Origin of the sequence: Psychrobacter sp. G, assembly GCF_000418305.1 — a bacterium.
GTDB lineage: Bacteria > Pseudomonadota > Gammaproteobacteria > Pseudomonadales > Moraxellaceae > Psychrobacter > Psychrobacter cryohalolentis.
Window position 1 is genome coordinate 2,288,227 of the sequence record NC_021661.1, and the last position, 25,118, is coordinate 2,313,344.

At 43.8% G+C, this 25,118-nt stretch carries 31 protein-coding genes and 1 tRNA gene; 23 read left to right on the forward strand and 9 right to left on the reverse strand.

Going from position 1 to position 25,118, the window contains the following annotated elements:
- Positions 1-30 precede the first annotated feature (30 nt).
- The 8 genes from PSYCG_RS09495 (at position 31) to PSYCG_RS09525 (ending at position 7,180) form a co-directional block, all read left to right on the forward strand.
- Positions 31-954, forward strand: a complete 924-nt coding sequence (locus PSYCG_RS09495) for a hypothetical protein (RefSeq protein ID WP_020444001.1) — start codon at positions 31-33, stop codon at positions 952-954.
- A gap of 44 nt (positions 955-998) precedes the next feature.
- Positions 999-1,604, forward strand: coding sequence for a phage tail sheath C-terminal domain-containing protein (locus PSYCG_RS09500; protein ID WP_020444002.1), 606 nt, complete (start codon positions 999-1,001; stop codon positions 1,602-1,604).
- A 33-nt stretch (positions 1,605-1,637) separates the two neighbouring features.
- On the forward strand, positions 1,638-2,153 hold the full coding sequence (locus PSYCG_RS09505; protein ID WP_020444003.1) for a phage major tail tube protein: 516 nt from the start codon (positions 1,638-1,640) through the stop codon (positions 2,151-2,153).
- A 260-nt stretch (positions 2,154-2,413) separates the two neighbouring features.
- Complete coding sequence (locus tag PSYCG_RS09510) at positions 2,414-2,842, forward strand: phage tail assembly protein (protein ID WP_227500740.1); 429 nt, start codon at positions 2,414-2,416, stop codon at positions 2,840-2,842.
- 5 nt (positions 2,843-2,847) lie between these two features.
- Entirely contained in the window at positions 2,848-2,967 is a 120-nt protein-coding gene (locus PSYCG_RS13260; protein WP_020444005.1) for a GpE family phage tail protein, read from the forward strand.
- Between the two features lie 19 nt (positions 2,968-2,986).
- Positions 2,987-5,725 (forward strand): phage tail tape measure protein, encoded by a 2,739-nt coding sequence (locus tag PSYCG_RS09515; protein WP_020444006.1) that lies wholly within the window; start codon positions 2,987-2,989, stop codon positions 5,723-5,725.
- Positions 5,725-6,159, forward strand: a complete 435-nt coding sequence (locus PSYCG_RS09520) for a phage tail protein (protein ID WP_041772297.1) — start codon at positions 5,725-5,727, stop codon at positions 6,157-6,159. Before PSYCG_RS09515 ends, PSYCG_RS09520 begins: the two co-directional genes overlap by 1 nt.
- A 1-nt stretch (position 6,160) precedes the next feature.
- A complete protein-coding gene (locus PSYCG_RS09525) occupies positions 6,161-7,180 on the forward strand; it encodes a contractile injection system protein, VgrG/Pvc8 family (RefSeq protein ID WP_041772298.1) in 1,020 nt (339 codons plus the stop codon).
- A 2-nt stretch (positions 7,181-7,182) separates the two neighbouring features.
- Here the strand turns inward: PSYCG_RS09525 and PSYCG_RS09530 are convergent, their stop codons facing one another.
- Positions 7,183-7,782 carry a hypothetical protein gene (locus PSYCG_RS09530; RefSeq protein ID WP_020444009.1) on the reverse strand — a complete coding sequence of 200 codons (600 nt, stop codon included), beginning with the start codon at positions 7,780-7,782 and terminating at the stop codon, positions 7,183-7,185.
- A 154-nt stretch (positions 7,783-7,936) separates the two neighbouring features.
- On the opposite strand from PSYCG_RS09530, the gene PSYCG_RS09535 reads away from it, so the two are divergent.
- Entirely contained in the window at positions 7,937-8,578 is a 642-nt protein-coding gene (locus tag PSYCG_RS09535; protein WP_020444010.1) for a DUF4760 domain-containing protein, read from the forward strand.
- Positions 8,579-9,076: 498 nt separating this feature from the next.
- Here the strand turns inward: PSYCG_RS09535 and PSYCG_RS09545 are convergent, their stop codons facing one another.
- The 3 genes from PSYCG_RS09545 to PSYCG_RS09555 all read right to left on the reverse strand — a co-directional run bounded on the left by PSYCG_RS09545 (position 9,077) and on the right by PSYCG_RS09555 (position 10,773).
- On the reverse strand, positions 9,077-9,349 hold the full coding sequence (locus tag PSYCG_RS09545; RefSeq protein ID WP_020444012.1) for a hypothetical protein: 273 nt from the start codon (positions 9,347-9,349) through the stop codon (positions 9,077-9,079).
- Between the two features lie 120 nt (positions 9,350-9,469).
- Positions 9,470-10,132, reverse strand: a complete 663-nt coding sequence (locus PSYCG_RS09550; protein ID WP_020444013.1) for a hypothetical protein — start codon at positions 10,130-10,132, stop codon at positions 9,470-9,472.
- Between the two features lie 26 nt (positions 10,133-10,158).
- Entirely contained in the window at positions 10,159-10,773 is a 615-nt protein-coding gene (locus PSYCG_RS09555) for a hypothetical protein (RefSeq protein WP_020444014.1), read from the reverse strand.
- A gap of 99 nt (positions 10,774-10,872) precedes the next feature.
- On the opposite strand from PSYCG_RS09555, the gene PSYCG_RS09560 reads away from it, so the two are divergent.
- Positions 10,873-11,085 carry a hypothetical protein gene (locus PSYCG_RS09560; protein ID WP_020444015.1) on the forward strand — a complete coding sequence of 71 codons (213 nt, stop codon included), beginning with the start codon at positions 10,873-10,875 and terminating at the stop codon, positions 11,083-11,085.
- A 6-nt stretch (positions 11,086-11,091) separates the two neighbouring features.
- On the opposite strand, the gene PSYCG_RS09565 is transcribed toward PSYCG_RS09560, so the two are convergent.
- Together PSYCG_RS09565 and PSYCG_RS09570 are read right to left on the reverse strand one after the other, a co-directional pair.
- Positions 11,092-11,319 (reverse strand): hypothetical protein, encoded by a 228-nt coding sequence (locus PSYCG_RS09565; RefSeq protein WP_144061775.1) that lies wholly within the window; start codon positions 11,317-11,319, stop codon positions 11,092-11,094.
- Positions 11,320-11,352: 33 nt separating this feature from the next.
- A complete protein-coding gene (locus tag PSYCG_RS09570; RefSeq protein WP_020444017.1) occupies positions 11,353-11,709 on the reverse strand; it encodes a helix-turn-helix domain-containing protein in 357 nt (118 codons plus the stop codon).
- A 102-nt stretch (positions 11,710-11,811) separates the two neighbouring features.
- On the opposite strand from PSYCG_RS09570, the gene PSYCG_RS09575 reads away from it, so the two are divergent.
- The 12 genes from PSYCG_RS09575 to PSYCG_RS09630 all read left to right on the forward strand — a co-directional run bounded on the left by PSYCG_RS09575 (position 11,812) and on the right by PSYCG_RS09630 (position 19,461).
- Complete coding sequence (locus PSYCG_RS09575; RefSeq protein ID WP_020444018.1) at positions 11,812-12,021, forward strand: hypothetical protein; 210 nt, start codon at positions 11,812-11,814, stop codon at positions 12,019-12,021.
- Positions 12,011-12,280 (forward strand): hypothetical protein, encoded by a 270-nt coding sequence (locus PSYCG_RS09580; RefSeq protein ID WP_020444019.1) that lies wholly within the window; start codon positions 12,011-12,013, stop codon positions 12,278-12,280. Before PSYCG_RS09575 ends, PSYCG_RS09580 begins: the two co-directional genes overlap by 11 nt.
- 14 nt (positions 12,281-12,294) lie before the next feature.
- On the forward strand, positions 12,295-12,873 hold the full coding sequence (locus PSYCG_RS09585; RefSeq protein ID WP_020444020.1) for a hypothetical protein: 579 nt from the start codon (positions 12,295-12,297) through the stop codon (positions 12,871-12,873).
- 65 nt (positions 12,874-12,938) lie between these two features.
- A complete protein-coding gene (locus tag PSYCG_RS13140; protein WP_051130947.1) occupies positions 12,939-13,775 on the forward strand; it encodes a Bro-N domain-containing protein in 837 nt (278 codons plus the stop codon).
- On the forward strand, positions 13,765-13,959 hold the full coding sequence (locus PSYCG_RS09595) for a hypothetical protein (RefSeq protein ID WP_020444021.1): 195 nt from the start codon (positions 13,765-13,767) through the stop codon (positions 13,957-13,959). The genes PSYCG_RS13140 and PSYCG_RS09595 overlap by 11 nt, the downstream gene beginning before the upstream one ends.
- Positions 13,952-14,281, forward strand: a complete 330-nt coding sequence (locus PSYCG_RS09600) for a hypothetical protein (protein WP_020444022.1) — start codon at positions 13,952-13,954, stop codon at positions 14,279-14,281. The genes PSYCG_RS09595 and PSYCG_RS09600 overlap by 8 nt, the downstream gene beginning before the upstream one ends.
- 96 nt (positions 14,282-14,377) lie before the next feature.
- Positions 14,378-14,596, forward strand: coding sequence for an ogr/Delta-like zinc finger family protein (locus PSYCG_RS13265; RefSeq protein WP_084674200.1), 219 nt, complete (start codon positions 14,378-14,380; stop codon positions 14,594-14,596).
- 11 nt (positions 14,597-14,607) lie between these two features.
- The gene (locus tag PSYCG_RS09610; protein ID WP_020444024.1) at positions 14,608-14,955 is read left to right on the forward strand and encodes a hypothetical protein; all 348 of its coding nucleotides are present in this window, start codon (positions 14,608-14,610) and stop codon (positions 14,953-14,955) included.
- A 27-nt stretch (positions 14,956-14,982) separates the two neighbouring features.
- Entirely contained in the window at positions 14,983-17,649 is a 2,667-nt protein-coding gene (locus PSYCG_RS09615; RefSeq protein WP_020444025.1) for a toprim domain-containing protein, read from the forward strand.
- Between the two features lie 3 nt (positions 17,650-17,652).
- The gene (locus tag PSYCG_RS09620; protein WP_020444026.1) at positions 17,653-17,892 is read left to right on the forward strand and encodes a hypothetical protein; all 240 of its coding nucleotides are present in this window, start codon (positions 17,653-17,655) and stop codon (positions 17,890-17,892) included.
- A gap of 4 nt (positions 17,893-17,896) precedes the next feature.
- Complete coding sequence (locus tag PSYCG_RS09625; protein ID WP_020444027.1) at positions 17,897-18,094, forward strand: TraR/DksA C4-type zinc finger protein; 198 nt, start codon at positions 17,897-17,899, stop codon at positions 18,092-18,094.
- 197 nt (positions 18,095-18,291) lie between these two features.
- Positions 18,292-19,461, forward strand: a complete 1,170-nt coding sequence (locus tag PSYCG_RS09630; protein ID WP_020444028.1) for an Arm DNA-binding domain-containing protein — start codon at positions 18,292-18,294, stop codon at positions 19,459-19,461.
- Positions 19,462-19,683: 222 nt separating this feature from the next.
- On the opposite strand, the gene PSYCG_RS09635 is transcribed toward PSYCG_RS09630, so the two are convergent.
- The 3 genes from PSYCG_RS09635 to PSYCG_RS09645 form a co-directional block, all read right to left on the reverse strand.
- Positions 19,684-19,774 (reverse strand) — tRNA-Ser (locus PSYCG_RS09635).
- 92 nt (positions 19,775-19,866) lie between these two features.
- The gene (locus PSYCG_RS09640) at positions 19,867-21,042 is read right to left on the reverse strand and encodes a type I glyceraldehyde-3-phosphate dehydrogenase (RefSeq protein WP_020444029.1); all 1,176 of its coding nucleotides are present in this window, start codon (positions 21,040-21,042) and stop codon (positions 19,867-19,869) included.
- Positions 21,043-21,343: 301 nt separating this feature from the next.
- Positions 21,344-23,284, reverse strand: coding sequence for an AAA family ATPase (locus tag PSYCG_RS09645; RefSeq protein WP_020444030.1), 1,941 nt, complete (start codon positions 23,282-23,284; stop codon positions 21,344-21,346).
- A gap of 279 nt (positions 23,285-23,563) precedes the next feature.
- Here PSYCG_RS09645 and PSYCG_RS09650 point away from each other — a divergent pair, with 279 nt between their 5' ends.
- A complete protein-coding gene (locus PSYCG_RS09650; RefSeq protein WP_020444031.1) occupies positions 23,564-25,090 on the forward strand; it encodes an aldehyde dehydrogenase family protein in 1,527 nt (508 codons plus the stop codon).
- Positions 25,091-25,118: the final 28 nt, after the last annotated feature.

The window sequence follows — 25,118 nt, forward strand, 5'->3', positions numbered from 1 at the left end:
TTAATTAACTTAAAAGCAAAGGAAAACCTCATGGCAGCATTTCATCACGGCATCTCAGCTCAAGAGAAAACCCAAGGCATCTTGCCGATGCGCAATGCCAACGTCAGCGTAATTGGTTTGGTTGTCACTAGCACTAATGCTGACGACGACATGTATCCGCTTGATACACCAGTACTCTTGACCGGTATCACGCAAGACAATATCGACAAAGCAGGCACAACTGGCACACTCCGCGATTGCCTACAGTCGATACGCGATATCTACAATCCGACAGTCGTCATTTTACGTGTAACCGAACCACTCGATGTCGATACTTTAGACGTGCTATTGACCTGCCAATCTCGCTTTGGTCTGATGCCAAAACGTTTAGGTGCGCCAGAAATTGACACGCCTGATGTCGTGCTCAAACTCGTATCTATCGCTAAGCGCCGCCGTGCCATGGTTTATGCCTCACCACGTAATGTAGACGGCACACTTATCACAGATAAAGCGTTGATTACTGCATTACGTGATACTTATGGCGACCGTGAGCTTTGCATCATTGATGGTGAGTGGGGGTTGCCGGGAAAGCCTGAAGGGGGTGGCAGTTCAGGTTTTGATGACATACCGCCTAACTTTACGGAATTACCTTACAATCCGCTTGTAAAAATTAATAATGAAAAGAATGGTGCAAACAACGCAACGGCTTATTTTGCTGTAGAAATCAATGGCGTTATTTACAATGCTGACAAGTCACAAGACTTGTTGTTGGGATCCATCCTGTTCGACGGTCAAGTGTCTTTTTTCGAGCCTGAGCCTGGCGTCATAGGTATAGGAGCAGTGGTAGCTGAAAACAAAAAAGTGCGTTTGATACCGTCGGAAGCGCAAAAAGAGTTCTCAAATATGTTTTTACAAGGCGATGGTTTAATAAATTCGAACGGTACTATTTCTTTTAACATTTTTTCTAATGACTAGCCTAACTGAGAAATAACTACTTGCTCATTTAAAAGGAATCCAAAATGCTAAAACAAGTCAAAACCCCAATCATCGCCACCGCACTTGCAATGCGCGTCATGATCGATGAAACGACTCCTGCGAGCTTTACCAAATCCATCTCTAATATTCCTGTGCCGGGTGTCAACGGTATCGTACAGCCACGCACTTGGGATTTAGAAGACCCAAATACCGAAGTGGGCTACTTAAATGCCAATGAAGTGACATCGGTTATCCAGCATGAAGGATTCCGATTCTGGGGCAATCGCACCTGCTCAGCAGATCCGCGCTTTGCTTTTGAGACAGGCACTCTAACCGCACAGTGGTTGCTCGATACGATTATCAATGGCTGCTTTCCCTTCATCGACCAGCCTATGACCGTAGCGCTAGCGGGCGATATTATTGACAGTATCAATGCCAAGCTGCGAGCGACAGTATCTAGAGGGTGGCTCATTGGCGCGGCGGTTTGGTACAGCGAGGAGTTAAACAATCCGCAGGATTTGAGCCAAGGCAAACTCTGGGTAGATTACGACTACACCCCTGTCCCGACGCTTGAGAACTTAGGTCTCAATCAACGTATTACTGACCGCTACTTAATCGACTTTGGCAAGCTCATCGCACAAGCCGCCTAGCCTACTCACTATTAGATAAAAAGGACACACGTAATGGCAAAACAGATGCCTGCAGTACTCAAAAATTTTAACGTCCGTGTCGATGGTGACAGCTACGCCGGCACAGCCAAAACCATCAACCTACCTGAAATTGTCAAAAAGACGGAAGACTACCGGGCTGCCGGTATGATTGGCGATATCAAATTGGATATGGGCTTCGAGGCGATGGAGTCGACCATCACCTACACAGGTGTTGATGCCCGTCACATTATGCAGCTGGCTTATTGCGGCGTTGACGCCTTGCCTATTCGTTATATCGGTGCATATGAGCGTCAAGACACGTGCACCCACGTTGTGCGAGATGTGTACATGCGTGGCTCAGTGACTAACTTACCCTTAGGTGAGCTTGAGTTGGGCAGTATCAACGAGCATGAGCTGACCTATAGCGTGACTTACCTCAAGATTGTTGATGATGGCATTACTTTGCTCGAAGTTGACTTTGTGAACGGTGTATTCATCGTCGCAGGCAAAGACATGACAGGCGAAATTAACGCCAAGTTAGGTCTATAACTCTTTTGACCAGCCGTCAGCGTTTGGATAAATGGCGATTAGCTAGTTGGTGAGGTGACGGCTCACCAAGGCGACGATCTTCAGGTAATGACACTAAGGTCACTGTCATCCAAACATGGTCAATCTTTTAATACTACTTTTACTCAAACAATTAAATAGACCAGGACAACCTTATGACTAAGAAGAATGACACCGCAACCGAGTTCTCAAGCGCATCGCTATCACCTGCAGTTGCTGAAGCTTTTAAGAAAAACCCTAGTTTGTCGTATGAAGAACTTGAACAAATGGAAATGAAGGTGGCTCGTGGAGAAGATTTAGAATCAGTAGCTACTCCACCAGCATTGCCCGCCAATCCAGATATCGAAACCGTTGAGTTTGATAGTCCTATCGTTCGTGGCAATTTGACTATCGCAGAAGTCAATATCAATAAACCCAAGACTGGCGCATTACGCGGTCTATCTCTGTCTGACCTACTCAAGCTCGATGTCGATACCGTGATCAAACTCGTACCTCGCGTGAGTACACCACCACTCACAGAGCACGAAGTTGCTGCCCTAGACCCTGCTGACTTTTTAAGAATTTCTACAGCGGTGGTTGGTTTTTTCGCCAGCAAGGACCAGCGAGCGAAAGCGCGTCAGGAAGCCGAAACAACCAAAGCCGCCGAGAAAGCAGAATCCCTCACTGCGTAGATGACGTGATTGCAGATCTGGCGGTCGTGTTCCATTGGCGACCGGCAGACTGTGAGGACATGGATATAGATGAGCTAATGGATTGGCACGAGAAGGCCCGTAAGCGTAGTGAAACTGATAAATAACTTTTGATAGGCGTGTCATATGGTGAACAACTTAGATCTATCAGCAACACTCAAGTTGATCGATGATATTTCCGCGCCACTGCGCGGTATTATTGATAAGTCTGACAAACTATCAAGGTCGTTCGAACGTGCGACACGTACAGTCGATGCGTTTAATAGTAGTTTGGCGCAAGTCAATAACTCAGGGCTTAGTCGAGTCAATCAGCCGCTTGGCCGTACTAATAGCCTATTATCGACTGCTAGGCAACACGCCAAAGGGCTAGCTACAGACTTTGCTCTAGTATTTAAGAGTGTAGTCGCTGTACAGCGCAAGGCTGATGGCTTAGCCAAATCTTTTGCAGCAACAAGAAAGCAGATGCGGCAGGAGGTTTTGAATAGCGCTGTTGCGCTCGGCGGTGCAGCATTAGTAGGTTATCAAGTACTTAAGCCATCTATCGAATTTGACAAGCAGATGAGTGCAAACCAAGCGGTGCTTGAGTTAGAAAAAACCTCAGCTGAGATGACCAAGCTTAGATCGCAAGCGATCAGTGAAGGCGCTCGCTCAGCATTTTCTGCAAGCCAAGCCGCCCAAGCACAGTTTGAACTAGCGGCTGGGGGTTTTTCAGCCAAACAAGTCATGGACTCCTTAGCTGGATCTTTGGATTTAGCTGCAGCAGGACAAGTCGATCTTGCGTTGGCAGCGCAGATAGCAGTAGGTACACTTAACGGCTTTGGTATGGAAGCAAAGGAAATTGGTCGGATGAATGATGTGTTGGTAGCTACTGCCAACAAATCTGCAGTGGGCATTGAAGATTTGGGCGAGGCTATGAAATATGCCGCTCCCATTGCCAGACTTTACGGCACAAGTATTGAAAAAACCAGCGCAATGATGGGTATATTAGGCGATAACAATATTAAAGGTAGCGAAGCAGGTACAGGCATTCGTACAATTTTGACAAGGCTTGCGTCCACCCCTAAACCTGTTAGAGAAGCTTTAGGTGGCCTAAAGATTGAAACTGTCAATAAAGACGGGACGATGCGACAAATCGATGAAGTGCTCGCTGAGATCAATCAAAAGACCAAGAATCTAAACGATGATGTAAAGTTCGACATATTTAAAAGTTTGGCTGGTGAAGAGCACTTATCCAAATTTGCAGTTTTAGTGGCTAATTCACAGGTACTCGATAAGAATACTGGAAAAGTCGTAAATAACATTACTGAATTTACGAAAGAGTTAGAGAATGCTAAGGATTTAGCAGGCAAAGTAGCAGCAACCAGAATGGATAACTTAGCTGGCGATATAGATCAAATGAAAGGCGCATGGGAATCTATGTCTATCACGTTGGGTGGTGAAGGCGGTGCACTCAATAGTGCGTTAAGAGCAGTGGTGACGAATGTAACGGAGATAATCAATAAAATAACAGCTTGGGCTCAAGCCAATCCCGAATTGGTTAAGACTATTGGTGCCTTAGCACTTAAGTTCATCAAGATTAACGCTGCAATCTGGGCTGTCAAATACGGTGCTGCCTTGATGTTTGGTACATTTTTCAGCATGGCGGCGAGCTTTATCAAGTTTGGCGCAAGCATCATGATATTCAACGCTATCTTAGCCAAGCTTGGTATATCATTTTGGGGTAAGTTCAAGCTAATGGGACAAGCACTGCTGTGGTTCAGCAAACTATTTGGCAGGACCTTTTGGTTCTTAGCACGTAACGCCGTGCCGTTTTTGATTACAGCGCTAGGTCAGTTATCAGTGGCACTGGTCACCACGCCGATTGGTTGGGCAATTATGGCCATTGCCGTTGCTGGACTATTACTGATTAAGTACTGGCAACCGGTCAAAGCATTTTTTGCAGGAATGTGGACAGGGTTCATGCAGGGTATAGCACCGCTTCAAGCAACCTTAGGCAACTTAGGTTCTATGCTATCGACCACTTTTGCACCACTACGCCCCGTATTAGATTTAATTATTGCAGGTATCACTTGGCTTGGCTCAGCACTGATGTCACTGATTGCGCCATTCCAAGCGACCGATTCGCAATTAGCCACAGCAACATCTTATGGCAGTCAGTTCGGTTTTGTTTTAGGGACGATTGTTAGCTTAATTGGTCAAGTCGTTGCTGGGTTAGTAGGCGCACTGGCGCTAGGGCTACAGACTATTGGCACAGCTATTGGCACCTTTGCGGCAATGATTGTTGTGCATGGTGGTGCTGCGATTAACTATGTAGCTGGTATTCCAAGCCGCATGATGGCGTTTTTGGCAGGGTTACCGGCTCAGATGTCAGCGATGGGCGGTCAGATTATGGATGGCTTAAAGAATGGCATTGTAGGTAAAGCGACTGCTGTCGTTGATTCAATCCTTAGCGTAGCCAATCGTATCAAATCAGCCTTTACTGGCACTAAAGGCATGGTAATCAAAAGCCCTAGCCGTGTGTTTCGCGGTTATGGTGGTTACATGATGCAAGGGCTTAATCAAGGCATATTGTCTAATGACAGCCCTGTGGCATCAATGCTTACGACCAGTAACAACTTACGCGATGCGATGGACACCAGTGAGATTCGCTTTGACAATCGTAAGCCGATCAGTGCTTCAGCAATGATGGGTGGCGCTAATGGTAGTCAAAATCAAGCGCCAATAATCAACACATTTAATATTTACGCGCAACCCGGTCAGTCTGAGCAGCAGATCGCCGACTTAGTAGCTACGACGCTGGCCAAACAGCAGCGTAGTCAATCAACCAATAACACAGCACTTTATGATCTAGCGGAGCAATGGTAATGCTTCTATCTTTAGGACAGTTTGTCTTCGATGTTGATACCATGACCTTTAGTGAGTTACAGCGTAGCCGGTCTTGGTCTCATGCTAGCAACTCCATTGCCCAAGGTCGTGATCAGCATCAGTTTACAGGTGCAGGTGAGGAGACCGTTACTATCCCATTTTTGATTTATCAGTCACACGGTTTTGGCAATCGTCAATCCATTGATGATTTATCAGAGATGGCAGACAGCGGTAGTGGCTATGTGCTGATAGATGGTAGTGGTTACATCTATGGCGTGTTTGCCATTACCGCGATTGATGAGACGCGCTCACACATTACCAATATCGGCATAGCTCGCAAGATTGACGGTACGATGAAGCTCATGCGTGTGGACGATGACCGTATTCAAGCAGACAAAGTCGTTGAACCAAACACACCAGCGCAGGGAGCATAGCGTGTTACGGACACCAATACTGAAGTTAACAGCTGATGACAGACCGCTCAATGATCAGGTCATGGCACGGCTCATGACTTTATCTGTCACTGATAATAAGAACCTTGATGCTGATGAGCTGGCGATCACATTAGATGATCATGATGGCGCATTGGCACTACCCAAGCGCGGCGTCAAGCTGCAGTGTTGGATGGGGTTTGAGGATGCAGGCGTACACGACATGGGCACCTATATTGTCGATAGCTGCGAGTGGTCAGGGTCACCCGACACCATAAGTATTACTGCTAAATCCGCTGACTTTAAGTCATCATTGAAGTCTGGTCGTAGTCAGTCGTATCACAATAAAACACTGGGAGAAATTGCTGAAGCAGTCGCCAAGCGCCAACAGCTAACGTTATCGATTAAGCCGGAGCTTGTTAGTATTGATGTCGGTCATGTTGACCAGACCGATGAGTCAGACATTCATCTATTGACACGACTTTGTCATCAATACGGCGCAGTGGTCAATATCAAGCACGGCAAGCTACTCGTATTTACCGCAAATAGCAATGTCAGTAGCAGTGGACACGCATTGAATATTACGGTTATCACACGTCAGACGGGTGACAGATATCGTTACAGTGTTGAGGACAGACAATCCGACTACACAGGTGTATCCGCGGGTTACCAGGACAAAGGAAAAGCCACCAAAAAGACAGCAACTGCAGGTAACGTGGAAAAACGCGGCGGTGGCGATGACCCTAATACTAAGACGAAAAGACTAAAAGGCGCGTATAAAAGTAAACAAGCCGCAGCTGCTGCAGCGACGGCGGAGATGAAACGCATTGAGGATGAACAAGCCAAGTTTAGTATTAGCACAGCCTACGCCTACCCTGCCGTGACTACTGAAAGCCCTATTACATTACAAGGATTTAAAGCAGAAATAGACGCGCTAAAATGGACGGTAGACAAGGCGACGCATAACTATAGTAAATCTGGTGGGTTGACAACTCAGCTAGATTTATTGGCTTCGACTAAGTAAACTCATTGATTGTTATCAATCGCATCTATGAATCGAATTGCTTGACGAGTTATTGTGTAGGTAATGCTATCTTTTGAAGTTTTAGACAAAGTGATAAGACCTATATTCACTAAGCTATTTATATCATCTTCGATGAATCTTGGTTCGCTATACTCAATACTATCAGGTACTTCCTCACACTCTAATAGATAATCATCTGTAGAACCTACACCTAACGTCCTTGAAATGAAACGATGCATCTTTGTGCAACCTGACATGACGAACTGTCTTAATACATCGACAGCTTGTTCGGATAACCCACTATTAGGGGTAAGGCGTGAAGCAATGCTACCCAAACCCTCCATGTGACTTGCCAAGGAGACCATGAGATTATTTAGCGTAGATAATTGAGTCATCACCTGCTCATGGTTTTGGTTCATAAAAGAAGTAAGGTCTTGTTGCAAGCTTTCATTACTGTCAATAATAGTGATCATGTTGCTATGATTGTTTTCAATCAACCACTGCTTAAAACTTTCCAAGTCTTTCTTCCCCTCTCTACCATCTCTACCAGACTGAAAAGTAGCAAGTAGTCCTACGATTGTTGCAAATGCAAATGGGTCCATATTTTATCTCCATGAATTAAACATTTTTTTGCTAGATAAGTTATAATAACACTTGCTTGGGAGCGCCGATATAAGGCTTTGCACGAATAAGGCGGACACATATCGTGGTGTGTATTTCAGCCCCAAGCATCTTAATTTAAATGAGATAAATTTTATGACGCATAAGAAATCATGGGTAAAAAAATTTCTTAGCAATCCTTTTAATTACGAAAATCTTGTAGTCAATAGAAACGGATATTTAGCTTACGCTCTGATTAGCCTACCTATACTTTTAACAATAATATGCTCGTACTATATCGTCTTCCTAGAAATCACAAATTCATTAGATTCTTTCAATTTTGTATTACTTCTATCTTCTTCAGTTGCCTTTATAGGTCTACTTCTGACCTCTTTCTCGTTATTAGTGAGTAGCATCGAAACTAAGCGCAAGTCTTCTATGGATATATTATTTTCCCTAGAAAAAGATTTGGATTTCTCACAAAGTAAAAAAGCTATTATGTATGTAAATGATTTAGAAAACATAATCTTTGAGAAACCAATAGAAGGAGTTGACAGCAACTATCAAGAGATAGTAGATTTAAAAAACTCTTTCATTCATTGTTTAAATATATACGAGTTTTTAGCATTGAGTATTAGACAGGGAATTATTGATGAGGAGCTCTTCAAGTCTCTTTACGAATCAAGATTTTTAAGAGTTTGGCAGCAGACAAAGCCAACTATTAATAAGATTAGAAATGCAGAAAACAACCCAAACTTATATGAACATATTGAATGGCTTGCAAATAGATGTAAATAGTATGTTGACAAGACCATAAGAAAAGCCCTGCTATCTAGCAGGGCTTTTTCATCTTAACCAATGAGGTACATACTGTCTCTGATAATCAGCGTACCAAATTTTAATAAAATTTATTAATATTACTACTAAGAATCCCGTGAAAAGTATTCTCTTTGCAGGCTGTAAATCAACCATTCCACTAAACAAACTATACGAGTCAGGTATGACATTTATAAAGAGAACAGTTCCCACCAATAGCGATATCAGTAAGAAGATTAACGCTCTCATACCAAACATCAAATAAATAGCCATGTTTTCTAACATTATTAATCACTCCAAAATTTAAAGAATTAGTCATCACAACAACTTATTAATGATATTAGGCCTTCTTCATTCAATTTACTAGTATTGATACACATATAGATCACTAATATTTCTTCTAAAGAATTAATGAAAACTTTCTATTACAAGCCAAAAAAAGCCCCGCTATTTAGCGGGGCTTTTTTTGGCTTGTAATTTCTAAGACTTACGATAAAGCTCATTGATATCAATCTCGCCGATGGCAATACTCATTAGATCGTCGGTATCTAGCTGACTAAAAATAATAGCAGCGGCGCGTTTATTAAGTTCTTCTTGAGCTGCAGCTCTCCAGTCGAATTCGCAATCGGTAAGCATTTCTAATTCCCAAAAACGCTTGCTTTTAGCATCCTTAACAACGTCAATAATATTGTCATAACCGCCGTCTGCTACTAGTTCTTCGTTTTGGGCTTTTGCTATTGTTAGATTTGTCATCGTGGTGTTCTCCTTGAGTGGCTGCCATTTCAGGGGCTGCCGTTGTTTGATGGGTCTAGTATCACTCGATCAAACAATCGTAGCAAGGGAACGTAGTGTCCGAAGGGACACTGTTATGACTCATTCTAAACTACCAATATGACATGCCATAATTTTTCTAGCATTTTTAAGCTTTTTGACTGAAAAGTAAGAAATAAAAAAACCTATCGTACTTATTACTACACCCATGATAGATGAGAAATCGTTAAGGAGATAATCTTTAGTAAAGAAAATATCGTTGCTTATTGCATAAATTAGATGATATATAAAATACGTATAGCAAAGGACTATAGAAAACGCAGTTAAAAAAACGAGCATCTTATTTGTTATAGATTGTATTACAGTATTCTCATATTCCTCTTTCGCTTTTTCTAGAGACAAAGTAAAAAAATTCTCAGATATAATTTTAAGTGCATAGTATATTTCAACAGCATTAAATTTTTTATTCAACATGTCGTAAATTCTTAATATCTCCTCTACTTCTTTTTTGTTAGCTTTTATACCTAGACTACTATACAAATACATTCTAGAAATACTTTCACTAAAAATTCTTTTGGAATCGCTGTCAACCCAGTTGGACTCAAGGGCTTCATTCATATATTTTATTTTTCGAGATTTGAAGTATGTGGTTGAATCTACAAATTTTGGTAAAGTAAAGATTGCTGTAATTACAAGTAGAGGTGTCATTATCGTATAGAAGCCCAAATCTTCTATCAATGTATTTATAAGAGATATATCAATCAATATATTCAACCTTATTTTTATTAATATTAACTACTCAAATCTATATGAACAAAACAAACACCATCATTACACTGCCCTGTAGCAGGATAGCCACCAATTAGCTTACTACGATACTTACCGCCATTAGATAAGTACATTATCGCCTCAGCTCCTTCACGACCTGCCATAGCTCTAGCGAGCTTATAAGTATCTTTCAAACTCTGCTGGCTGTTTTCAGTCGTTTCAGGCTTGTCTGAAAATTGATACCAATTTAACTCTATACTGTTAGGACTATGAGAAAACAAAGCAGACAAAGGTGTTTCATCATTAATAACATAAAGCTTTTTTGGTTGGCCTTCAGTGTCAGCCAAGTTCTCTACTTCATCAGGCTCTAGTCCAGCACTAGCCAAAATAGCATCAGCATTCGACATACCAACAGTTTCTACTGGTTCGCTTAGATCGTCTTGATACCATGAGACATTCTCCTGCTCAGTACCAACTTTAGAATAAATCTGGATAGTTCCATTTTCATGCACTTTATAATCTTCAGGAGCTAGACCCGCATCAGCAGCTGCTTTATCTAGATCTATTACCTGTGGCTCAGGTTCACTACATCCCGTAATAGCGAACATGCACATCAACACTGCAGCTCGTTTTAACATCGCTCTATCCTCCAATAAAAAACATTAGTCTACCTTGAACTAATATCAATTAACAGAACAAAAGTTAGTCAAACTAACCAGTCTAAGAAGACAATCAGTATGATTAATAATAAAACAGTAAACAGTACCAGCATCAACACCGCAACCATAGCCGACGATCTAGCGAGAGTAGCTGCTTACGCTCACATACTTGGTCAGTTATGTGAGCTTGCGCCTCATGCAGAGCCGCTATCACTGGAGCAGTTAGAAGTTATTTTTAAGGATATTTCACAGGTAACAAGCAACGCATCAGAAATATTAATAACGTTATAAGGCTGATTAAGGATTAAGTGAGGATGATTTGCTAACTTCTTCAAATGCCGAATCATAATCCATATTTCTACTTTTATCTTTCCACATCTCTAGTACAAACGGTTGTGCTAGAGAGTATAGATCCATCACCGTATATTCGCCTTTCTTTGCACCACCAGCTATCAATGATGATTCTACAGCGTAAGCCATACCGTACCACGCATCCTCTAGCGAATCTATTACACCACTCCTCATTTTCCTTATCAATCGATCACTATCTATCATCATCTACTCCATAGACTCGTAAGCCTTTATCAGCCTCACCAGTTCAGCACGCCGCTGGCTATTTCGATATAGCTCTAACCACTGCATTTCTTCCTCAGTCAGATCACTAGCAGACTCATCCAGACGTTTGCCAGTTATCACGTACGAAATATCATATCCTAACCCACTAAGCGTGTGAACCAGACTCAAATCAGGCAGCCTATGCCCATTCTCAAACCTAGACATCGTAGAGTAAGCAACGCCTAAGGCGTCTTGCACTTCCTTCTGTTTTAAGCCTAAACGTTTACGTTCATTTACTAAACGTTCAGCGATATTTTCAGATGAAGAAGATACTTCCGTAGATTTAATATGATTTTCCATACATCCCCTATTTACATACGAATTATCATATGTAATAATGCAATTGTTAGCTCGTAAGACAGTTAGCACTTTATCACAAAACGTAATTATGGAGTATCCACGATGTCACAAGTAATGTTTGCCACGCGCTTGCCTGAATCACAGCGCAAATACATCCAGTACAAGGCGATGGACACAGGTAAGCAGCAGCAGGAGTTGATCGCCGAAATCATCGCTTTCTACCAGCAGCACGATGAGGACTTTATGGCTAAGTTTGCCGCCCTGCTACAGCCGTCAGACAGTATAGGTCAGGAGACTGGCGATGACGCATAAGAACTGGGACAACGTCCGTGATCGTCGTCTATATAGCTATATGAATGACCCAGAGCATGAGCGATTCGAGTTCGCCATGCGCCTAGCAGGGATCAGTCAGGAGGCAACCGCCATCAGACAGTTTTTGTTAGAGCGCTCAGAGCAGATCATTATCCACCACGATCAGCCTAATTTTAAACAAAAGGATGTCACCGTACCAACGGTAAAACTACGCTTTCCGAGCGGTAAATATACCGTGATTGACTCAACCCCAACCTGAAAGGAAACACCAAGATGCCACAACTCAATCCAATCCTAGCCACACTAGACAAGCTCCAAACCCGTACGGCGATGATGGCGCATCTCACCCAAGCGGTACAAGGCGAAACTATTAGTATCAATCGTAAAGACTTACAGCTGGCGTTTTCCGATATAGAGCAGACGATCAGTGCAGTATATGACGACTTGGCGAGCCATGATGAATCACACATCGACTTTGATGAGGCATGTAGCGACTTTGAGCAGACGCTTAGCGAGTCAGCACCAGAGGTGCAAATGATAGAGGCTTGCATTATTAGACGAAGTGTAACCAACAGCAATGATGAAACCACAACACGCTGTATCTACGTGCCTAGCATCTCAGAAGAGCAAAGAAACAAATGCACCTCATCAGCAGTGGGTAGTAGATACGGTGTAGAGCTGCCCGCTTACTATCATGATATCGATGTCAGCCACTTCGCAGAAAAGACCTACTACGATGAGAACGGTGACCAGCAGCGTGTACTAGTACCGCTATTCAAAGACCGTCATAGCGGTGAGCACACTCAGACCTTCTATCAGCGTGTCGGTCTACTACTACCACCGATCGATTAAACAACTCTCTTAGGGGAGACATATCCCCCACATTTTCAGCCACCACGATAAAAGGAACCACTACGATGAGTAATCAACAAAATAAAGAGATGGCTACATTTAACTTTCACGACCAGCCTGTTCGCGTAGTCACTATTAATGATGAGCCTTGGTTCGTCGCTAAAGATATTTGTGATGTTTTAAATATCAAGAATACTACTCAGGCAATTCAGTCATTAGATGATGACGAGCGGTCTATGTTTAACATAGGGCGGTCTAAATTGAACGGTGGCGGGGGCGAAATAAACATAATTAATGAAAGCGGAATGTACGCTATCGCCCTACGCACACGTAAAGCGATGAAGAAAGGCACATGTGAACATAGCTTCCGCAAGTGGGTTACATCAGAAGTACTACCCGCTATCCGTAAGACAGGCAGTTATAGCGCCGCGCCTACCCCGATGTCTGTGTCCAATGCCGACTGGACACGCTACCTACAGGCACTGACCATCCCAGAGATGGTACAGCTAACAGGTCATGACCAAAAAAGTGTTATCAGTAGTTTATATCATGCCACCCATAGCAGTATTGATGGCACACCTGAGCAGCCCACGCTGCCTAATATACTGCCCCAAGTGCAGACCGCGTTAGACCAATTTTGGGACACCGTCAGTCAGCTAGATTTGCAACAGATCAACCACAGTCGTGACCCAGAAGTATTGGCTATTAGCTTGCCAGAGCTGTACACCCGAGCAGGTGAGCAGCTGCCCCAGCGCAGATCCATGTTATCAGCACTCAAGCACAGCCTAATACCGCAGTTCAAAGACAGCAATCACGCTATCAATAGCACCATTACTGGCAATACCAAGAAATGCTGGGTATTCGTCATGCCAACCGATCAGGAGAACCAACTTGAAACATAATCTAAGCATCACTCAGCAAATTAATAACTATGTTCGCAGTCAGCAACAGCTGATAAAAGTAGCAGACATAAAAAAGGCAGATAACCCCCGCAAAGAAGCATCTGCCTTTAACACTGCTGTGACAAACCTAGTAAATGTTTATCAACCTAACCAATTAACTCAGGGAGTTAATCAGTATGAATAAGTATAGCACAACCACTGGTAACAAAAATAGTGACATGGATAAGTTACCGATCAAACGCTACATGATAGCTAATCGTCGTCGCATAGTTATTTATACCAAGGACTTAGCTGTTGTTAGCACATTACCAGAGTCAGCGATTAGTACCTTACATAAAAAGTCACAATTAAGAAAAGGACAGGATTGGGCATTTAATCCGAGCAAAAGTGATTTTGCACTGAGCCTTGCATCTGCACAGGCGATTATGGTTATGGCAGATACGGACAAATCTTGGGACATTCACCACCGAATAAGTGACTTTATACAGCAAGGACTCAAAAAATGACTATCAATAATATTTAGCAACATCGCTATTAAAACCACCTGAATGGAGTCGCCACGATGACTAACCAAACTACTCAATAATCTATCTGGAGCACTTATGGCAAGTTCAACCTCGGCATATATACGCTGCCCTCACTGCGATTCACGCATGCGTACACATGGGCACGTTATATTTAGTGCTTTAACCAAGCAGCTGACTGCCGCTTGCCACAATCCAGAATGTTTATTTTCAGCCAAGGTGAGTATAGAGATATCACAACAACTACAACCCAGTCTGCAGCCCAAACCTGAAATTGCGGCTGCACTGACCAGATAAGGATAATCACGATGCCACATAGTCCGACAACCCAAGCTCCTGTTAGCGATGTAGCTATTCTAAGTACGGCGCATAACCCATTCAGACTTACTGATGACATAAGAGACTCCTTAAGCGAAGTGTTTTGTGCTGCTTTTCATGCTCATAAAAGCGATTATTTAGAGCGTAAGCAGTGGCTAATCGAACACTTAGCCAAGGAGGATCGCGACCAAAAGCACGATGCAAACCTTGTCGCATTATGTCATTTCTCAGAGCGCTATATGCGCAATACAGCCAAAACCTACAAATCGATAATGGGTAGCGACTTTTGGATTGAACAGCTAGAGCTAGTCATCCAAGAGAATAACCACGACGCATAACACACCACTCAAAACTTAGGTAACACCATGACACGAATTAATGACAAAGTCGTAGACCGCTTGATTTCGGACTATGGATTCAAGGTAAGCGGCCAATGGCTCAGAGAGGGTCGCTGCCCAGATTGCAGTAAAAAATCTTTATTCACTCACTCAACTACCCCGCGCGTCGTCAAATGCGGACGCCTCAATAAGTGCGGTATGGAAGTCCACGTAAGAGATCTATTCTCTGACCTGTTCACCGACTGGTCAGCGACTTATAAGCAGACCGATGTCAGTCCCAATGCGGCAGCAGATGCTTATCTAAATGAGGGCCGTGGTCTTAGCATCCAGTCGGTTAAAGGCAGCTATAGTCAAGAGATGTATGTTAATCGTGATTTAAACATCTCATCAGCGACCGTTCGCTTCAGCTTACCGAACAGCGGTTGGTGGGAGCGCATCATTGACCAAGCTGATAGATTCCCACGTAAGGCAAACATCAAGTATGGCTACAGTGTAAAGGGCTACTGGTGGTGGCATCCTGCCAATACCCAGATGCCTACCGAGATTTGGATAACCGAAGGTATATTTGATGCCATGGCGCTACGTCAAAACGGTCTTGATGCAGTCAGCTCTATCAGCTGCTCAAACTTCCCCGAGCACAGTCTCTACGAGCTCAAAAGCCAGTATGACAAAGCCAAGCATATTCTGCCCAAGCTAGTGTGGGCGTTTGACAATGACAAAGCTGGTCAAGACGGCATCCGACGCAATGTAAAAGCAGCTGAAGACATGGGCTTTGAGTGCAGCGCTGCTCAACCACCGTACGAGAAGCATCGTCAGCTTGATTGGAATGACTTGCATGAGATGGATCGTCTATCGTCTGAACATATTGAGAACTATCGCTATTACGGTAACCTACTGACAGCAAGCTCTGCCATGCAATCCGCCGTTATTATGTATATGCACACCAAGCGCACCAGCTTTTACTTTGAGTATAACTACCGCACATGGTGGTTTGAGCTCGATACAAAAGCCCTTTCTACCTGCATCGGAGTAGAGAAGCATCAAGTGGGCGCCTACCTCGAATCAGTCAGCGATTTGACCGACGTTGATGAGCAGATGCCAGAGTTTGTGAAGAGCTGCAGTACTGTCACCGAACTATGTAACGCCAAGCTTGAAGCACTTTATTTTCAGCGTAACGAGATTACCGATGAGTCCTGGTACTTCATGCGTGTAGGCACGGCAAAAGGCAGTGTCACTACCACCATCACAGGTGACCAGTTATCGAGTCCGTCCAAATTCAAACCCCGCTTACTTTCTGTTTATGCCGGTGTGTTCTGGACGGGTGCCGCCGGTCAGCTCGATATCATCATGCGTCACCAGACCGAAGCGCTCAAAGAAGTAAAAACCACTGACTTCATCGGCTATAGCAAAGAGTTTGGCGCATATATCTTTAACGACACCGCTGTGCATAAAGGCAAAGCTGTTGCTATCAATGAGCAAGACTATTTCAAACTCGGTCGACTAGAAGTTAAGTCGTTGGCAAACTCACCCATCATGCAGCTCAACACCAAGGACAAACCCAATTTTGACTGGTGGTCCAAGTTCAACCAAGTTCGCGGTGCTTATGGCACCGTTGTTATGGCGTGGTGGCTTGGCACTTACTTTGCTGAGCAGATCCGCGCGACTGATCGTAGCTATCCGTTTTTTGAGTTAGTCGGTCAAGCCGGTGCAGGTAAATCGCGTCTTTTAGAGTTTTTATGGCGCTTATCAGGCCGCGAAGACTACGAAGGCTTTGATCCATCAAAAGCTACCTCAGTCGCTATCTATCGTGAATTTGCCCAAGTATCTAATATGCCCATCGCGTTAATTGAAGGCGATCGTAACGACCAAGATGGCAAACAATCTTATTCAAAATTTGAGTGGGACCAGTTAAAGGATGCTTTCAATGGTCGGTCAATCCGTAGTCGTGGCGTCAAGAATAACGGCAACGACACTTACTCACCGCCGTTTCGTGCTGCGATCATGATTAGTCAAAACGAACCTATTCAAGCATCTGAAGCCATGCTCACGCGCTTGCTGCATATCCGTTTAACCCGTGAAGGCCAGACACTACAGACCAAATACTTAGTCGATGAGCTAGACCGCATCCCGTTAGAGGTTACCAGTCAGTTCATGGTAAAAGCCATTCGTAATGAAGAAGCTATCCTTGAGACGTATAAGCGAAAGGTCAGAGAGTACGAAGTTTTTTATCACGCAGCCGGCGTTACTCACACTCGTATAGCGCTCAATCATGCACAGATAGCCGCGATGGTCGACTGCTTACAGATGCACGTCTTAGAAGACGTCATGACAGAGACTCAAGCCAAAGACGCCAAGTCCAAGCTAATAGAGATGTCACATCAGCGTGTGGCCAGACTATCAAGCGATCATCCATTGGTAGAGCAGTTCTGGGAGATTTACGAGTATCTCAACACGTTGGCACAGTGCGAGATGAACCACTATACGGACAAAAAACGCATTGCGATTAACCTACCGAGATTCTACAAAATCGCGCAGCAAGAAGGTCAGCGTCTACCAGACCAAACAGAAATGAAACGTCTGCTTAAGTCTAGTCAAAAAAACAAGTTTATAGATTCAAACGTTGCTGTCTCGAGCGCGGTCTTTGGTAATAAGACAGTCAAGTGCTGGGTCTTTGAAAATGGGTCGGAGGCTTAGAGAATGAACCTAATACGTGCCCTATTCCCTTACAACCGTGAAAGTCCGCTGCATTGGCTGACTTTCGACACAGTGAGCGGTCAAATGATTGACTGCTCAATGCATCCAACCCACAAGCAGCGCGCGCTTTATCAAGGCAAGCATTACAGCATTAATAAAGACAAAATTGAAATGCGCTGCGAGGTCGAAATTTATCAAGAGCGTAAATTTGAATCACTTACTGAAATTAAGATTGGAGAATAAATAAATGGCAGACGATATCGACAGAGCTAATGATGTAGCTCAAGAGGCAATGGATAGAATTATCGCCAACGCGCCCAAGTTCAGTGAACCATCTTATCCTGAATGTCTAGATTGCGGCGAAGACATACCCTATCAACGGCAACAAATTGGTGGCATCAAACGCTGCATAGACTGCCAAAACGTTTTAGAAAGGAGGCGCTAACCTAAAAAACACCTTGAAGTTACCAGTTAAAGGTAAGCCTTAATCTAAATTAAATCAGTAACATAAAAAGAGATAATAGAGGTATTACCTTTATTACCTCTTTTTTACTACCGTAGTTTTACCGCGCATTTACCGCTCACATAAAGAGCCCATCCACGTTATAACCCTACTTTTGACCTGAAATCAAAGGATACATAATGTCTGCAGGCATAGAACCGTTAAAAACCAGTATCCGCATTTGGTGGCGAGACGCGACCGGTAAGCGCGACCGCGAGACCCTATACGACACACCGCCCACAGATGTCAATCTTAAAAAAGCCAATGCCATCGCTCAATCAATAGACACTCAGATAGAAATGGGCACGTTTGATCGTGACCAAACATTCCCTCATTCGCCCAAGCGCAAGGCATCATATTTTGGCCATTATCTTAATCAATGGAAAACAACGGAAGAATCATTGGTTTCTGATACGTCATGGACAACCTATCTGAGCAAAGTTAACAACCATATCAGTGAGCATTGGTCTCATAAACAGATTGCGAAAATCAAAGTCGAAGACGTTGAGAATTGGGTATATAAAGACTTAATCAAGCACAAGCAGCTAAGCTCCAATACGATCAAAGAAATCTTAGGTTTATGGCGCAAAATCTACAGCTACTGGTCACGGCACCAGAGCACAGCGAATGATCCCTCACAGTACATCAAACTTAATTTCAACGACCCGGACGACATATACCCTTTCAACCGGGATGAAATAAGTTTAATTATAAAAAATGAGTCGGACCAGGGGCGTAAAAATCTATGGACTGTCATGATATGGTCAGGTTTATCATCACATGAGCTGCTGGCATTAGCAGTATCAGACCTAGATTTAGATAATGGCCACGCTTACATTCGACGTGGTGTGGTCAAAGGAGTTTACCGGGTAACAAAAAACCGTCGACGCAAACGCCAAGTTGAGCTATTGCCCATCGTTGTCGAAGCACTGCGTAGTCAGATTGAGTTGATAAAAGACACTGCCCTGCAAACAGTAATGATAACCGAGCGAGATCATCGCACTGAACGCCCACACTCGCTGCAGTTTCTGTGGCACAACACAAACACCGGCACACATCATAGTTACGAGCAGCTGCGCCATCAGTGGGCAGATTATTTAGAGCGCATCGATGTAGACTATCGACCGCTTAATAACGGCCGGCATACTTATGCCAGTCAGGTACTATCAACGGGCGTCATTACTGCAGAATGGTTAGCCAAACAACTTGGCCATAGCAATACAGATATGATCCATAAACACTATGGTAAATTTATTCCACAAGACTCTGGCCACATCATCAAGATACTAGATCACGCCTTACATATATAGCCCATTCCAGCCCACGGCGAAAGAACCAGGCTTTTCAGTGTAACAGCGCTGGAAAGCCTTTATTTATGCGCCCTCACAAAGCATTTATAACGACTTAGCATAAATAACCAGCCCACAGAGCAGCCCAGCACACCAAACCAGCATCAAATTACAGGCATTAAAAAAGCCTGCGCGAGGCAGGCTTAGTAAGGTTTTCAGCAATTTCTGCTACTACCTCGAATTTGGCGGAGACGGAGAGATTCGAACTCTCGAAGGGCTATTAACCCTTGTCGGTTTTCAAGACCGGTGCATTCAACCGCTCTGCCACGTCTCCATTTGTGCATCATTATAGCGATCTGAAATGAGAATGCAAGCAGTTATGTCAAAAAAGTTAAATTATTTTTTAAACGGCTTATAATCATGAGTCTAAAGCTTGTTTGAAGCAAGATGCAAGCACATATCAAGCATGCGATTGGCATAGCCCCATTCATTGTCGTACCAAGCAAAAACCTTGTATTGATTGCCGACTTGCATCAGTTGCTGCCCATCGATAATCAATGATTCAGTCTGATGGATAAAGTCACTTGAGACCAGTGGCTCCTCCGTATAGTCCATGATCGTCGCTAAATGTGCCTGACTCGCTGATTTTAAAACGTCACGTATCGCTTCAATACTGACATTTGGCGTCTCAAATACAAACGTCACATCAATCGCAGCAACATCAATAGTTGGCACTCTTATTGAATGACCATTTATCTTACCCACCATATTTGGTAACACGCGTTCCGTAGCAGCGATACTGCTTGAAGTCGTTGGAATGATATTATAACCAGAGGCGCGCGCACGCCTTAGGTCACGGTGCGCTTGGTCAAGTACAGTTTGATCAGCCGTCACTGCATGAATCTCAGTCATCATCGCCGACTCAACGCCAAATGCTTTATCAAGGGTATCAATAAGCGGTACGAGCGCCTGAGTGGTACAAGAGACGCTAGAGATAATAGGCAGATCACGCGTCAAAGCATCGCTATTGACGCCCATCACGATACAAGCATCGACATGGTCAAAGGGTGCGGCACCGATAATCACTTGTTTGGCGCCCGCCTCTATGTGCAAGCTTGCCTGCTCATATGAGCGATAGTGTCCGGTGCACTCAAGCACCACATCGACCTGCAACTCTTTCCATGGCAGTGTCTCTGGGTTTTCTCTTGATAATAAACGAATGCAGTAAGTAAGATTATTTTTGGTCAAGCACAGCTGAATATCATTTTTTGCTGTCGCACAGGGCTTTTGCTGATGATCAGTGAAGCCATCTTGTACGATATCCGCTGTCACGCCAAGCTGGCTCAAACGCCCATGTGTGCTATCGAACCTCAGTAAATGTAATAAGGTTTCGGCAGGGGCCAAATCATTAATCGCGACCACATGAATAGCACGTCCTAGCACCTCAAAGCGCTCTAATAACGCACGCAATACATTGCGACCAATACGACCAAAACCATTGATAGCTACTCGCAAAGGCTGAGTCTGGTCACTGGTCGTATGAAACCCTGCCGTAGCAGGATTAGACGTCAAACGGTAGGTAGCACTAGAAAAATCAGGCATAACAAGTTATCGCTGTAATAGAAATAAAAAATGAAGGCTAAAATTGAATGCCATCGGCTGATCAAAAAAGCGCCACGCAAAATATAGTCGTTCGCGAATAAAAGAAATACAAATGTTATAAGGTACTACTGGGGTTAATTTTTCTTGCTTGCTGTGCCTACGCAGACAGAGGCTGCGAATAATTAACCCCAGTAGCTCTGCACCCTTTTAAAAGTGAATTAACTATATGGGCAGTCGCGAATAAAACAGTTGCAGACAAAAGAGTCATTTTTTAAAAAATGTACTTATGACTTAAGAATGACTACGGAGTAATAAATATCAATGCCAAACGAATGGTATTGTAATCAGCGCTTTGTTTTAAATGCTCAAATATCGGACGCAGCTTAATACTACCATCATCATTAAAATCATTTGGGTTATTAGCAACTTTAATCGCCACATAGGCATTACCCACTGCCGTCATAACCTCATCTTCTGGGCGCAGATGATCACAAGCGAGGCTAGGGTCTTGAGATTTCAGCTCAGCAATATGGCGCATAATGGTAGACTGTGACAGCTGCCGTGCTTGCGATATTTCCGCGATAGATAAACTTTCTTCAAGAAGTATTCGTGTGGCAAGTAAGGTACTGTCTGACTTATCAGACACTTGATTGCCAAGTTTCTGTTTTTTCCCTATTTGCGCTTGCTGCTGTTCACGGCGCTTTGTCTGTAGGTTTGCGTAGGCGTCAATCACTGACTTGCTTAATGTACCGCCGGACTTTAGAATGAACTTCTCATGCGCCTGTGTCATGCTCTCTTCATCAAGCATTGCATAATTGGCATCCGCTTCATCAGACAGCACTAAAAAGCGCTTATCTGCACCGCGTGCCAAAGGATCAAGCTGCAAGCTCATTTCATTCATACCGAGCAACTGCAGACCTGCCAGCGATTTTAACCGTGATAATGCCACATATCCTTGCCCAAGCTCAAAGGTACGTGACAAGTCAATCTCAGCAGCTTCAAGCGTCATACCTTGCGACTTATGAATGGTAATCGCCCAAGCTAGACATAATGGCACTTGCTCATAGCTTGCGAGCACATCGCCCGTCTCGTCCTCAATAATCCATTCTTCCGGTTCAGCGATAACCTCACGCCCAGTATTTAACCTAACCACTGGCATTTTTTGTGTCGTCGGCTTTTTAATTTTTGCTTTATCTTTTTTGGCTTTTTCTTTTGCGCTTTTGGCAGCCTGCTTATCGCTACCAACATCACTGTCTTTATCGCTACCAATATCATCGTCTTCGATTAAATCGTCACTACTTTCTTTGCTATCATCAATTTTGACAGCAGCAAAGCCAATAAGCTCACCCATCGTACCGTTAGACACGCCAAGCTCAGTATTGTTTTTAATAAACATCACCTTTGAACCAACTTTTAGTACCAAGTCATCTTGAGTACGAACCGTCTTTTTTAGTGTCTCAACTAGTTTACTATCGCCAACAGATGTGGCTTCAAAGCGCATCATCTCACCAGATAAGTCAGCAAGCTCTTTATCATTGATTTTATTGACGTTGAGATTGTGGGTATAAAGGCGCGTGCGCTTGATATCAACGTTTTGATCAAAGGTAGCTTCTAAGGCAGCAATCGCCTCAAAAGTCACTTCCTGACGACGGATTTGATTGAGAATATCGTCCAAATCAAGCCCGCCATTCGCCGCTTCACTGACCTGCCGATGTTGCTCAGATAAGTAGCAGATGTGAAACTTGGCATCGAGCCAAGCTTCCGACATAAAAGCAAACTTCTCACGATTACTCTCACCCTTACTGCCAATCGGTGGTAACTGAAAAAAGTCTCCTGCAACAACGACTTGGATACCACCAAAAGCTTTGTCATTTTTGCGTACATGCTTAAGCACTTGGCTGACCAAATTAATCTGCTTGGCATGCAGCATCGATATCTCATCGATGATAAGTACCGCGGTGTCCTTTAATCTATCTGCCAAAAACTGCTTGCGTGATAAATTGGTTAAATCGCGATCCGTTAGCTCATCTTTGATGCCGATACCCGACCAACTATGAATGGTCGTGCCGTTCATATGTGTCGCCGCGATACCCGTACTCGCGGTGACGGCAACCGGTACACGGCGCGCGCGTAGATAATCGATATATTGGTTAAGCGTATAAGTCTTACCTGAACCTGCTGAGCCCGTCAAAAAGACGTTTTGACCTGTTTTTAAAATATCAAGAGCAGAAGATTGACGCATATATCCAAACCAACCAAGAGTATAAGAAAGAAAGCTGACAGGATTAAATTAATAACCATGACGAGCTAAAAGTATTTGACCTCAATTATAACAGCTACATCCATTTTGCGAACCACTTTAACCGTCCTACCTCGCATAACTTTAAGTTATGTGATACAAAGCATATCATTATAAAAAGTCATTATCGCTTGGAGCCAAAGCTCAGTACGATAGAGTCATAGCTTGGTCAGGATGGTCAAGTAAGGCTACATAACTATATTACACAACAAGGAATCGTTCATGTTATACGCTTATCCCAATACTGAAAACAGTCCCGTCCAATTCCGCGAAAAATATGATAACTTTATCAATGGTGAGTGGGTCGCGCCAATCGATGGCGAATACTTTGACAACTCAAGTCCAATCGACGGTAAAATCTTCTGCCAGATCGCACGCTCAAAAGAAGCAGATGTCGAAGCAGCGCTAGATGCGGCTCATGCTGCCAAAGATGCTTGGGGCAAAACCAGTGTCACTGAACGCTCTAATATGTTGCTTAAACTTGCCGACGGTATCGAAGCCAATTTAGAGGCTATCGCTATCGCCGAGAGCTATGAAAACGGTAAACCGGTACGTGAAACTCTAGCCGCAGATATTCCAATCGCCATTGACCATTTGCGTTACTTCGCTGGTGTGATTCGCGCACAAGAAGGCGGCATTAGCCAAATTGATGAAGATACGGTCGCCTATCATTTTCATGAGCCACTTGGCGTCGTCGGTCAAATCATTCCTTGGAACTTCCCTATTCTAATGGCGATCTGGAAAATTGCTCCTGCTCTTGCAGCGGGTAACTGTGTCGTTCTTAAGCCTGCCGAGCAAACTCCTGCTTCTGTTTTGTATATGCTGGATTTAATAGGCGCAGCGGACATTCTTCCTAAAGGTGTTCTTAACGTCATTAACGGCTTCGGTGTTGAAGCTGGTAAACCAATTGCTTCTAATCCCCGTATCGATAAAGTGTCCTTTACCGGTGAGACCACCACTGGTCGCTTAATTATGCAATATGCCAGTGAAAATATCATTCCGGTGACTCTAGAGCTGGGTGGAAAAAGTCCGAATATCTTCTTTGCCGATATCATGGATGAAGACGATGACTTCTTAGACAAAGCCGTCGAAGGTTTGGTCATGTTTGCGCTAAACCAAGGCGAAGTTTGTACTTGCCCATCACGCGCGCTCGTACACGAAAGCATCTATGATGAATTTATGAAACGCTGTATCGCTCGCGTAAAAGCCATCAAAATGGGCAACCCACTTGATACCGATACCATGATTGGCGCGCAAGCCAGCTCAGATCAGTTAGAAAAAATTCTGTCTTATCTCGATATCGGTAAAAAAGAAGGTGCCAAAGTCTTAGTCGGTGGCGAACTTGCCAAACATGATGGCGACATGGCAAACGGTTATTATGTACAGCCAACCATCTTTGAAGGCACCAATGATATGCGCGTGTTCCAAGAAGAAATCTTTGGTCCTGTGCTTGCTGTCACTACTTTTAAAGATGATGAAGAAGCGATGGCGCTAGCCAATGATACCTTATATGGTCTAGGTGCTGGTGTCTGGACACGTAACGGCACTCGTGCCTATCGTTTCGGTCGTGGCATCAAAGCCGGTCGCGTTTGGACCAACTGCTATCATCTCTATCCTGCGCATTCAGCGTTTGGTGGTTATAAGCAGTCTGGTATCGGCCGTGAAAACCATCTGATGATGCTAGATCATTATCAGCAGACCAAAAACATGCTGGTATCATACAGTCCTAAAGCGATGGGCTTCTTTTAATCTAAAAGCATGTACTGATTTTAGATAA